Raw genomic sequence first — 11,002 nt, forward strand, 5'->3', positions numbered from 1 at the left:
GCTTTATTGTGCCTTGTATTGTCATGGAACGAATCGTTCTGGTCGCTTAATCTTGGCGCTGCCAATGCCGGAACGCTCGCTTCGCTGATTGCCTCCTATTCCAGTCCGGAGGGATTATTCTGGTCAAAGCTTTCCGCTGCGTCGTTGATGGCCATCGCGCCAATCATCGTATTTGGCTGGTTCTGCCAGAAGCAATTGGTGCAAGGCCTGACCTTTGGCGCGGTTAAATAAGCTGGCGTAATCAACACATTGTGTTGGTTGCAGATGGATTCAAAGCAAATCTATTAAAAAATTCTAAGGACACACCATCATGGCTTTCCTGACATTAAACAATCTCGATAAATATTTTGATGCACATCACGCCATCAAAGGAATCAATCTAGAGATTCAAAAAGGTGAATTTGTCGTTTTTGTTGGCCCATCCGGCTGCGGAAAATCGACCTTACTCCGATTGATTGCGGGTCTGGAGCCGGTGAATGGCGGCAACCTGACACTTGATGGAAAGGACATCACCCATTTACCCTCTTCCAAACGCGATTTGGCGATGGTGTTCCAATCCTATGCTTTGTATCCGCATATGACCGTTTTCGAGAACATGTCGTTTGCATTGAAACTGGCTGGCGTCGACAAAGCGATCATCCGTGAGAAGGTCAACAAGGCCGCCAGCATCCTCAACCTGACCGAGTATCTGGAACGCACACCGAAGGCACTATCCGGCGGACAACGGCAAAGGGTCGCTATCGGCCGTGCAATCGTACGTGCGCCAAAGGTATTTTTATTCGACGAACCGTTATCAAATCTCGACGCTGCTTTACGTGGACAAACCCGTATCGAAATTGCCCGCCTTCATAGAGAGTTGGGCGCCACCACGATTTACGTTACCCATGATCAGGTCGAAGCCATGACGCTAGCTGACCGCGTAGTCGTTTTACGCGACGGGTTGATTGAACAGGTTGGCTCACCATTGGAGTTGTACGACCGTCCCGCCAATCAATTCGTTGCACAGTTCATTGGTACGCCGAGCATGAACGTGTTGCCGCTTTCGGGTCTTCCACACCCGCCGAAAGTTGGTCAATCGTTGCCAGAAGGCGGATTCGTCGGCATCCGCCCCGAGTATGTTGAACTGAGTACCGTATCGGGCGAAGGCTATTCGGCCACGGTGGACGTCGTCGAAGCACTCGGTGCTGAAACGCTGATCTATTCGACGATGGAAAACGGCTTGCAGATTGTCGCAAGGCGCAATGAGCGCTCATCCCTTAGCGCAGGCGATCATGTCAGCCTGCTCTTGGATCAACAACATATGCACATCTTTGATCGCGCAGGAAAAGTACATGCAACCGCTCGCTAACCACTCTCTTATGTCACATACAAATCCTGCATCTATCAAGCGCATTTTGCATCTTGGTGTCGGCGCATTCCATCGCGCGCATCAAGCGTGGTATCTGAACCGCCTGATCGATAGCGGCGAAACAAAATGGACGCTTGCGGCAGGCAATATTCGGCCCGATATGGTCCAGTTGCTGAGCGATCTACATTCACAAGGTGGCGAATACACGCTGGAAACAGTCACTCCTGCGGGCATATTTTCCTACGAGCGCATACGTTCTATCAGTGATATTTTGCCATGGACGCCTGATTTGCATGCCGTGGTCACAATGGGCCGCCATCCAGACACCAGAATTATTTCCTTCACCGTGACTGAAGCTGGTTATTACCTGAATCAACACCAACAGTTAGATCTATCCTATGCAGATTTACGTTCGGATCTTGAGCAAGGCACGCAACTGACAATTTATGGTGCGATATGCAGCATATTGCGCGCCCGGCGAGAGGAAGATGCGGGGCCGATTACTTTACTTTGTTGCGATAATATTCGCAGCAATGGTGACCATTTCAGAACCGGCCTGTTTGATTTTCTGGAACGTCGCGGCGAATCTGAATTACGCAATTGGGCTCAAGACAATACGACATGCCCGAATGGCATGGTTGATCGCATTACGCCAAAGCCACCGGTTGAAACAAAGGGTCGCGTAAAAGCGGCAACAGGCTTCCCTGACCAATGTGCTGTGATGGCTGAAGATTTCTGTCAATGGGTCGTTGAAGATCATTTCTGTAATGGTCGGCCGCCATGGGAAAAAGTCGGCGTAGAAATGGTGTCTTCAGTCTTGCCGTATGAAGAAGCAAAAATTCGTATTCTGAACGCTAGCCATAGTTGTATCGCGTGGGCAGGTGCGCTGAAAGGATTCGATACTATTCATGCCGCATTAGCTGACAAAACCATCGCGCAGATGGCCTTTGATTATGTCACCAACGACGTCATTCCTTGTTTGTCACCCAGTATCATTGATCTGGCCCTGTATCGAGATACAGTGTTAGACCGCTTTAGCAATCCTCATATCAACGATACGATCGAACGGGTTGCCGCAGATGGTTTTGCCAAAATACCGGGTTTTATTGCGCCAACCATCGCTGAACGCCTGGCGCAAAACCAACCGTTTGACAGTACTGCCACGCTGCCGGCACTTTTTTTGATTTTTCTCCAACAGAGGGCTGAAGGGAGAGTTGCGTTTCCTTATAAAGATCAGGCCATGGGTGAAGCGATTGTTACCAACATTCTTAATGCAACGGATTGTGTGCAGGCATTTTGTAGCAACGCCCTTCTCTGGGGGCCGATCGCAGGAGACCCGACGCTTGAAGCAACCGTTCGCCGTGCGTATCTTTCAATAAAAGGAAATCTATAATGACAAGCCTTGATCGTCTTCACAAAAAACACGCCATACTCACTGGCGCAAATGGTGGCATTGGACTTGCAGTAGCGGCTGCTTATTTGCAGGAAGGAGCGCTTTGCACTGTGGCAGATTTACCTGCCGAACCATCCGCTGAGTTAGCGTTATTGATGGCATCGCATTCAGATCGGTTGATCTATGTATCCACCGACGTCACGCAGTCCACTTCTGTCGCATTAATGATTGACCGTGCCAGTCAGACGTTCGGACCAGTGGATACATTTTTCAATAATGCCGGTGTGTTTGATATGGCGCCGTTGCTTGACTCGGATGAGGCGATGTATCAGCGTTTGTTTGATGTTAATGTCAAAGGCATGTTCTTCTCCATGCAAAAGATTCTAGCGCAAATGGTCAGCTTTGGCACGCAGGGAACGGTTATCAATATGGCGTCGCAGGCGGGACGCCGCGGCGAGGCGTTGGTATCACATTATTGCGCGACGAAAGCGGCGGTCATCAGCTATACCCAATCTGCCGCACTGGCGATGGCCCCTTTCGGCATCCGCGTGAATGCTATATCACCGGGTGTTGTAGACACGCCAATGTGGGGTCATGTTGATGCTTTATTCGCCCGATATGAAGGCCTCAAGTTGGGAGAAAAGAAAATAGCCGTAGGACAGGCAGTTCCTCTTGGTCGTATGGGACATCCGGGAGAAGTTGCGGGTGCCGCCATTTTCCTTGCTAGCGCAGAATCGGCCTATATTACCGCCCAGACGCTGAACGTAGATGGTGGTAATGTCATGAGTTAAACATCGTAAAAGCATGCATACAAGAGTATGCATGCAAAGCAAAACAGAACTGAAATAGCTCTAAAGGAGACAGCATTGAACACCAAACTCCCCTCCCGTAACCCGGAACTCGAATATCACGAATTCAGTGAGTTTTTACGTTTTTTGGAGCATGGCGTTCCTGACCCGCTTATTCGCTGGCACTACCACGATGTATACGAACTTCATTTCATTATTAAAAGTAGTGGGAAGCTATTTGTCGGTGACTATATTGGAGACTTCGCGCCGGGTAATCTGGTACTAACCGGCCCAAGGTTACCCCACAACTGGATTTCTTCCAACATTCCCGCAGAGGGCATTCCCTCTCGTGACATGGCGATCCAATTCGGTCATACACCGCTGGAACTGGCAGCTAAGTACATCCCTGAATTACGGGAAATAATGCCCTTGCTGGAACGTGCCAAGTACGGCATTGAATTCCTTAACATGAGCGAGCAGGTAGAACCGGTATTTTACCGAATACGAGAAGCGAAGAATGTCAATCGGTTTGCAGAATTTCTAAATTTGCTTGGCATTTTAGCCAGAAGCAACTCCTACCGTCTATTGTCCAGTGCTCAGATGCAGTCATTCGATGACGATGCTTCGATGGCACAAATCAATACCGTATTTAATTACATTACGGAAAACTATCGGACGCCGATTTCAGCCGATTTTTTGGCGACCAGATTAAATATGTCCCCCGCCAAGTTTTCGCGATTTTTTCGGAAGGCTACAGGAAACAGTTTCACTGACTTTGTTAATCAAATTCGCATTAATAAAGCCTGTCAGTTACTGATGAATTCGGAACAATATGTGACCAATATTTGCTACGAAGTCGGGTTCAATAATGTTGCAAACTTTAATCGTCGATTCCTGGAGATGAAAGGCATCACGCCCAAGGAATTTAGGGCGCAATCTGAAGGCCGATTCGGTACCTAACGGCGCCGCGGAAGGCTGCGTTCGGCGGTGCGCAGACCACCATCCACTGAAGCCGCCAAGTAAGTACAGAGAGATAAAACATTCGCAACAACCTGGCAGTGTCACTCAAGGCTTTTTAAACCTGCTCAAACAGCCGCTGTTCAATATATTCACCTTGCTCAGCACTAGGAGGACAAGCAAATAAACCACCTCCGATATGTGTCGTAAATTGATTCAGCATATCGAGTTTAGCCTTTTTTTCAAATATCTTTGTGAAGCCCGTCCTTGGATCTCTTTGATAGCACTGGAATAATAGGCCCGCATCAAAAGTCATCGCTTGACGCCAAGGCGGCCAGGGCTCGGCGATACTGGCTACACCATTGTCGTGAGCGTAAGCCCTTCGAAGAATCTCTGCACCGCCGTTATTTGCGGGAGCGGCCAGACGTGCATGTGCACTTTCTGCACTGACCGGATTACCATCATTGTCGTTGACATCGAAATCCATTGGATCGAATTCGTGTTGTTTACCAATCGGTGCACCCGAGTATTTATGACGTCCGCCCGTTTCCTCCTGACATCCTAACTCCATCCGATCCCAATGCTCCAGCGCGATACGGGTCGAACGAATGACCATATACGTTTCGTCCCGCATCCAACTTGGACCTTCGTCACCGACCCACACGAATTGCTTCATAGCCGCGCCATTATTAGGCCGGATTTTCATGGTTCCGTCTTTAAAGTCCATTTGATCGCGTGGCGTTTCACCAGATTGAACCCCTGACGAAAACCGTTTGGGCTCAACGAATTTTTACCATACCACAAGCCAATCCAACCAAGCGACGAATAGCATGTTCTGCCACCTGTGGATCGTCTGAACACGCCTGTATCGAAATATCACCGCCAGTGCGCTCAGCAATCAATTGATCCCTCATAAAACGTGGCAAAACGCCCAGAGCGGCCGGTCGTTGTTTGGCTAGGCCATAAAGTCAAAGAAATAAGACTTGAATACTCGGTTAAGAGACTGAAGCGAGCATAGAAAAGTCAAATAAGAGCGAATTGCTCGCCCAACGGGTCGGTGATGAATGCGCTAGTCAGAATATCGATATTGATTGTCTGATAATCGATATTTAACTCCTATAAGACAAGTGCTAAGATCTAATCACTGAGTTAACACGGCGCCCGCGCCGCCTCTCCCAACTACTTTTAAAGGCCCAATTATGAGCAGAAGAATCATCGATTTATCCGTCGTCCTGCAAGAGGGCATTCCATCGGATCCGGAAGAATTTTTGCCGCGCATCAAATACACGGACAATAAGGAAGGTGCCCGGCAGTTGGCTGATTATTTCCCTGGGCTTGATCCAGCTGATCTACCTGGCCGCGAAGGATGGGCGGTCGAGTTCGTTCAGATGAGCACTCATGCAGGAACTCACATGGACGCGCCGATCCATTACCGATCACTCCAAGACGACGGTACCCCGGCAATGAGTATTGACGAGGTACCTCTCGAATGGTGTTTTGGGCCTGGCGTAAAGCTTGACTTTAGGCATCTACCAGATGGTCATGTGGTCACGCCTGCGGAAATCGACGCAGAATTAACGCGCATAGGCCACAAGTTAGAAGCTGGCGATATCGTCCTTGTTAATACAGCGGCGGGTATTCGATACGGACAACAGGATTTCATTCACCGAGGCTGCGGAATGGGCCGGGACGCCACCTTACACCTTACGCGCCAAGGTGTCCGGGTTGTTGGAACCGATGCTTGGAGCTGGGATGCGCCGTTTAGCTTTACGCAGAAACGCTTCGAGGAAACGCAAGACGCCTCGATCATTTGGGAAGGACATTTTGCCGGTAGCACCGTGCCTTATTGCCAGATCGAAAAGCTCGCGAATCTTGAACAACTGCCTCCGCATGGCTTTGAAGTTATTTCTTTGCCGATCAAGGTAGCAAAAGCCTCAGCTGGTTGGGCGCGACCTGTCGCGATTATCAGTGAATGACGATATGCTCACTGGGGCGCCGATCATCAATCTGTTTGGCGAGCCGCCCGCTCCCGTATGGCTGCGCCGCGCCCGATTCAAGGCCGGCACAGTTTTTCCCCAGCAGCGTCGCTCATGGGGGCGGCTGCTCTATGCAGTGAAGGGAGTTGCGGAATTTGACGTTGCGGGCGAGCGCTACTTGTCACCTCCTGCTTACGCGATCTGGATTCCTCCTGAAGTCACTCATGCATCACGTGCCAATCTCGACATCGAGTATGTAGTTGTCCACATTGAAAGCGACCGTTGCGTGGACATGCCCACCGAGCCTTGCACATTAGCGCTGAGCGACGTGACCAAAGCCCTGGTGACTGACCTCACGTCGCGAGGTATTGGGCATCCGCGAGCCGAGACTGACCTGCGTATGGTCCAAGTGATAATAGACCAGTTGATCGCCGCCCAGCGATACGCAAGCTATTTACCTGCGACCGATGATCCATTATTAAGTCCGATCATAGCAACGCTCGAATTAAATCCTGGCGATCGGCGTTCCCTTGCGCAATGGGCGGACGAGAGCAGCTCGACGGAGCGCACTTTGTCGCGAAGGTGGCATGCACACTTGTTCATGTCATATAACGAGTGGCGTCAGCGGCTGCGCCTCGTGAAAGCGATCAACATGCTAGAAGCAGGTAATCAGGTCAAAGAGATCGCATATACGCTTGGCTATCAGAACACTTCAGCTTTTATCGAGATGTATCGCCGCCGCACCGGGACCACCCCAGGGGGAAAGGGAAAACTGCGCTGATAAGTAGAGCGCGTTGCGCTACCCAATTTATGCTGCCACGGCTTCTCGCCGTGGCGGAGTCCACCAAGCAACCGTGTAAAGGCGTTTCGCACAATGCGTGTCACCGCCTAGCATTGAGGCGCTGGTGTAGTAACAAGCTTTATTTACCAATATAGGAAATAGAATGCCTAGGATCACACTTACATCAATTGACAAATTGTCGGATGAGCAAAAGCTACAATTCGACCGTTTCCCTGCGAATCTAACACTTGCTTTGCTACGCACGACCGGGGCCACCGCTGGATACCTGTCTCTCGGCGCATCTTTTCCGCGCGGCTTAATCAACGACAAGGACCGGGAGATGATCATCCTACGGGTAGGCGCACTAAGTCGTAGCCAATACGAACGCATGCAGCATCTCCCGCTTGCCCAACAGGCCGGTTGGGACGATAACGCCATCGCTGCGATCGAAGAGGGTCACGGTCCCGATGCGCGGTCGCGGTCTATTCTTCGCTTCGTTGATGAATGTGTAAAAAATGTAAAAGTTTCATCGCCGACGTTCGCTGAAGCGAGGGCATTCTTCAACGACACGCAGATTGCCGAGCTGACGCTTCTGATTGGTCATTACATGATGACAGCACGATTCCTTGAAACTCTTGAAGTACCACTTGACGAGGCAGCAACCTCGTGGAAGAGCATGTAAGGTAACGTCGCTTTACTAGCGAACTGACCTGAGATACAAGCTCATTAGTAGCATAGCGAAGGAGGCTTTTACGGTGAAGCGGTGCTGTCGCTTGCTGATTATAGCCTTGCTGGTTATTATCAGCACCAGAAGCGGGCCACGGTCGTCATTGATACTACGGAAATGGTGCGGGTGAATCCTCCAAATTCAGAGGGATTACCCTTTTCTCAATACCATTTCATCAATTTTTGTTGTTGCGACAGAGCCCTTTTATAACTGTTTCTTAACTAAAGCTATCAATTCGCAAAAGCTGTGAAAGTTTGCGTCAAAATTTTCTTATTTTGAACTATCAGTGTATCGGTGGCCATTGGAACGAATGGCTTCGCCTCCCAAACCAAATACGCAACGTTACCGTCAACAATTTGTGTACGGATCTTAAATGCATCCCAAAATGCTGACTCTGCTCCCTTGAGGAACGCATCGAAAAACGCATGAATTTCTTTTAATCCACGATAAGTTTTGTCTGGGGTGATCACCAAAGATTGTTCGGTATAGTCAACCATGATTGCATCAACTCCTTTTGCAAATGCGCCCAGATGACTCCCGAGAATAGTCCCCGTCTCCGACGTTGCTATAGCGGAATTCGATTTCGAAGACTCTTTAATTGCCGCCACTTTTTCTTGGTCCGACGTTATATTTGAATTCATCATCTTCTTTCTGTAAGGAGTCTTTTTTGACTACAGGTTGCCGCATAAAAAGAGGACTGGAAGTCTCATGTCTGATCAGAAAAATCCACCGATCATTTTTTACCTTGGATTCCCTGCTAAGGTTGACTTTATGAAAGCCAGGCGCCTTGGGCTTCTTCCCAACCGATCACTGCGATTGGCGCACCTTCAGGTGTAATGAAAGTTAAGGGACCTAGAAAGGTCATGTAAAATTCACTGTCGACTGGGAAGTTAGTTTTATCATGACGCGCATTCGCTGATTCGTAACCATAGCCAGGAGCAACTGCGGTGTCACCGCCAGCCGCGACGCCGCCACGGACATCCATCCGCCCCTTGGTCAGGAAGTACTCGCCCGGCCCAACGTGAAAGTGTGGAGCGAAGGATGAGTCTTCGGGGCAATCGAAAATTGCGGTCCAGGCACCCATTTCTGGAGAAACGTGCAGTAGCTTCCAGCGGATTCCACCAGTTGAAAAAGCCGCAGGAAAGGGCTTCCACTCAACCTCATCCATCTGAACGTATTCTTCCCTTACCTTTTCTTTTTTACTTGCGTTTGTCAGTGCATTCATTACAGTCTCCTTCTGCAGTATTATATGTAGACAAAGTCGTATGACCTCGTTTCCACTGATCTCAATTTGTATCACTTCGTTTTAACGCCAACTTGATAAACAATTGATTCGTGATGAAGTGATCATAGCAAGACGCGGTAAAAAGCCGTTGTACCAGAATGCATAGCGACTTGATTCTGGGAGAAGTAAGTTGTTCGCGTTTGCGCTTATCGTCATATTAGTATTTCGCATTCTTGAATGCTGCGATTCAACACGCTGCAATAAAGCATACGTTTGTGTTAACTTTCTAGCGCTAACGACGACTTTTCGTTTAACGACTTCAGTCGCTGCTCTTCTTCGAGGACGAGGATTGAAAAAAATGTAATTAAAGTTGATATTTTTACTATTAAGGAAGCTCGTATTTCTCTTTAAGTCAATTCAATTTGCACTTCCACACAACATAAAATATATATTGAGATCACAATGTATAAAGAAATCTGAACAATTCCGTTTTAGATTTTTGAACCGTAGACATCCCCATCTTATAAAAATTGTTCGGGCAAAGACTCGACAGGGATGTAAACGCTGGAGAGAGACAAAATGAAATCCCCTTCCTATAATTTTCTAAGTGGGCATTGGTGCTCGACTGACGACATCGCTATCGGTGACCGCACTGATGCTTGGCAAATAGCCCTTTCGTCAAGCTATCGGGACTGGAAAGTTAATAAACGTGTTCCCGCAGACTTTACCGCTCAAATGCGTCAACGCGATATCGGTGGGATCCAACTCGTCGAATGCATCTGCAGCCCATGCGGCGGAAGTCGAACCTCCCAAGAAATCAAACGGGACGATGAGCCATATCTTGGCATTCAAATCACTACCAGAGGAATGGAGCACTTCAAAGTAGATGATCAAGCACTTTCTTTTGGAGCCGGCGATCTTGTCCTATGGGTCAGCAACCAGACAACTGAATTCATCGTAACGGAGAACTTACATAAAGCTACCTTGATGATTCCGTTTGCTCACTTGAAAGAGCGGCTGCCCCGGGATATGAGCATAAGGGGCAGTGTGGTAGATAGCAAAACGGGAATCGGGGCCATTCTTTTCTCCCACATATTGTCAATGACAAATCAATTTGAGAGTCTCGATGCTATGGATTCGGTCTGTTTGAAGCGAGTCACTTTGGAATTAGTATCTGCGACCCTTTCGCAAAAAATAGAGACGACACCACATGGTCTTTCTCAGCGTTACTTGAAAGGCATCCAAAACTACATTCTCGATCACCTTCAAGAAGAAGATTTAAGCTTGGGGCGAATTGCTCAAGCAAATCGTATTTCGGTGCGTTACCTTCATATGGTATTCGAGCAAACGGGGAAAAGTGCTTCTTCCTGGATTCAGGAGCAACGTCTGGAGCGTTGCGGAGAGGCTCTCCTTAACCCAGTGCTTAAAGGTCGCCAAGTGTCGGAAATCATGTATCAATGGGGATTCAATGACGCTTCGCATTTTAGTCGAGCATTTAAACTCCACTTTGGAAGTAGCCCGAAGCATTATAGAAATCATCAAGATACTCATTCCCTACCAAAGCATCAAGATCACAACACCGTTGCTTCATTTACCTAATAATTTTTCCTCCACAACCGCTTGAACATACGGTTGCGCTGATTTTTTTTATCCTCGTCTTTTGTGCTGAAAACTCTACTCACCAGAGTTTCTTCTCTATTTAAAGGCTCGGGCATCCCATTAGCGGTTAGCTGCGTATTCTGGTCAACGTGACCGCTCATTCTGGCCGATCGTGACCGCTGCGCCTGCGATGTTGTTACGCGGTTAA

The 11,002-nt window shown here is 48.7% G+C and carries 11 protein-coding genes and 3 pseudogenes; 9 read left to right on the top strand and 5 right to left on the bottom strand.

Annotated features, from left to right (window positions below; translation table 11 throughout):
* From QN379_RS22365 to QN379_RS22385, 5 genes and pseudogenes are all read left to right on the top strand, one after another.
* Positions 1-231 (top strand): annotated as a pseudogene (locus QN379_RS22365) (carbohydrate ABC transporter permease); the annotation flags it as partial.
* Positions 232-310: 79 nt separating this feature from the next.
* On the top strand, positions 311-1,348 hold the full coding sequence (locus tag QN379_RS22370; protein WP_322238377.1) for a sn-glycerol-3-phosphate ABC transporter ATP-binding protein UgpC: 1,038 nt from the start codon (positions 311-313) through the stop codon (positions 1,346-1,348).
* On the top strand, positions 1,332-2,741 hold the full coding sequence (dalD, locus tag QN379_RS22375; protein WP_322238375.1) for a D-arabinitol 4-dehydrogenase: 1,410 nt from the start codon (positions 1,332-1,334) through the stop codon (positions 2,739-2,741). Before QN379_RS22370 ends, dalD begins: the two co-directional genes overlap by 17 nt.
* Positions 2,741-3,532 (top strand): L-iditol 2-dehydrogenase, encoded by a 792-nt coding sequence (locus tag QN379_RS22380; protein WP_322238374.1) that lies wholly within the window; start codon positions 2,741-2,743, stop codon positions 3,530-3,532. The genes dalD and QN379_RS22380 overlap by 1 nt, the downstream gene beginning before the upstream one ends.
* A 75-nt stretch (positions 3,533-3,607) precedes the next feature.
* Complete coding sequence (locus QN379_RS22385; RefSeq protein WP_322238372.1) at positions 3,608-4,489, top strand: AraC family transcriptional regulator; 882 nt, start codon at positions 3,608-3,610, stop codon at positions 4,487-4,489.
* A gap of 115 nt (positions 4,490-4,604) precedes the next feature.
* Here QN379_RS22385 and QN379_RS22390 read toward each other — a convergent pair.
* Both QN379_RS22390 and QN379_RS23770 read right to left on the bottom strand, forming a co-directional pair.
* Positions 4,605-5,231: pseudogene (locus tag QN379_RS22390) on the bottom strand (Dyp-type peroxidase); the annotation flags it as partial.
* Positions 5,232-5,265: 34 nt separating this feature from the next.
* Positions 5,266-5,436: pseudogene (locus tag QN379_RS23770) on the bottom strand (Dyp-type peroxidase domain-containing protein); the annotation flags it as partial.
* Positions 5,437-5,685: 249 nt separating this feature from the next.
* Here QN379_RS23770 and QN379_RS22395 point away from each other — a divergent pair.
* The 3 genes from QN379_RS22395 to QN379_RS22405 all read left to right on the top strand — a co-directional run bounded on the left by QN379_RS22395 (position 5,686) and on the right by QN379_RS22405 (position 7,925).
* A complete protein-coding gene (locus QN379_RS22395) occupies positions 5,686-6,462 on the top strand; it encodes a cyclase family protein (RefSeq protein ID WP_322238370.1) in 777 nt (258 codons plus the stop codon).
* Positions 6,455-7,243 carry a helix-turn-helix transcriptional regulator gene (locus tag QN379_RS22400; protein ID WP_322238368.1) on the top strand — a complete coding sequence of 263 codons (789 nt, stop codon included), beginning with the start codon at positions 6,455-6,457 and terminating at the stop codon, positions 7,241-7,243. Before QN379_RS22395 ends, QN379_RS22400 begins: the two co-directional genes overlap by 8 nt.
* Before the next feature lie 163 nt (positions 7,244-7,406).
* Positions 7,407-7,925 (top strand): carboxymuconolactone decarboxylase family protein, encoded by a 519-nt coding sequence (locus tag QN379_RS22405; RefSeq protein WP_323507654.1) that lies wholly within the window; start codon positions 7,407-7,409, stop codon positions 7,923-7,925.
* A gap of 275 nt (positions 7,926-8,200) precedes the next feature.
* Here QN379_RS22405 and QN379_RS22410 read toward each other — a convergent pair whose 3' ends face one another.
* Together QN379_RS22410 and QN379_RS22415 are read right to left on the bottom strand one after the other, a co-directional pair.
* The gene (locus tag QN379_RS22410; protein WP_322238364.1) at positions 8,201-8,614 is read right to left on the bottom strand and encodes a nuclear transport factor 2 family protein; all 414 of its coding nucleotides are present in this window, start codon (positions 8,612-8,614) and stop codon (positions 8,201-8,203) included.
* Between the two features lie 125 nt (positions 8,615-8,739).
* Positions 8,740-9,195 (bottom strand): 2,4'-dihydroxyacetophenone dioxygenase family protein, encoded by a 456-nt coding sequence (locus QN379_RS22415; RefSeq protein WP_322238362.1) that lies wholly within the window; start codon positions 9,193-9,195, stop codon positions 8,740-8,742.
* A 579-nt stretch (positions 9,196-9,774) separates the two neighbouring features.
* On the opposite strand from QN379_RS22415, the gene QN379_RS22420 reads away from it, so the two are divergent.
* Complete coding sequence (locus tag QN379_RS22420; RefSeq protein ID WP_322238359.1) at positions 9,775-10,794, top strand: helix-turn-helix domain-containing protein; 1,020 nt, start codon at positions 9,775-9,777, stop codon at positions 10,792-10,794.
* On the opposite strand, the gene QN379_RS22425 is transcribed toward QN379_RS22420, so the two are convergent.
* The coding region (locus tag QN379_RS22425) for a hypothetical protein (protein ID WP_323507655.1) at positions 10,791-11,002 on the bottom strand (212 nt) is incomplete at its 5' end. The two genes, QN379_RS22420 and QN379_RS22425, sit on opposite strands and share 4 nt — an antisense overlap.

This window comes from Glaciimonas sp. Gout2 (genome assembly GCF_035018905.1).
Classification (GTDB): Bacteria; Pseudomonadota; Gammaproteobacteria; order Burkholderiales; family Burkholderiaceae_D; genus Glaciimonas.

Excerpts from the sequence above, each read along its gene's own strand:
- QN379_RS22370 (WP_322238377.1), top strand. The coding sequence starts at position 311 with ATGGCTTTCCTGACATTAAACAATCTCGATAAATATTTTGATGCACAT.
- dalD (WP_322238375.1), top strand. The coding sequence starts at position 1,332 with ATGCAACCGCTCGCTAACCACTCTCTTATGTCACATACAAATCCTGCA.
- QN379_RS22380 (WP_322238374.1), top strand. The coding sequence starts at position 2,741 with ATGACAAGCCTTGATCGTCTTCACAAAAAACACGCCATACTCACTGGC.
- QN379_RS22395 (WP_322238370.1), top strand. The coding sequence starts at position 5,686 with ATGAGCAGAAGAATCATCGATTTATCCGTCGTCCTGCAAGAGGGCATT.
- QN379_RS22405 (WP_323507654.1), top strand. The coding sequence starts at position 7,407 with ATGCCTAGGATCACACTTACATCAATTGACAAATTGTCGGATGAGCAA.
- QN379_RS22410 (WP_322238364.1), bottom strand. The coding sequence starts at position 8,614 with ATGATGAATTCAAATATAACGTCGGACCAAGAAAAAGTGGCGGCAATT.
- QN379_RS22415 (WP_322238362.1), bottom strand. The coding sequence starts at position 9,195 with ATGAATGCACTGACAAACGCAAGTAAAAAAGAAAAGGTAAGGGAAGAA.
- QN379_RS22420 (WP_322238359.1), top strand. The coding sequence starts at position 9,775 with ATGAAATCCCCTTCCTATAATTTTCTAAGTGGGCATTGGTGCTCGACT.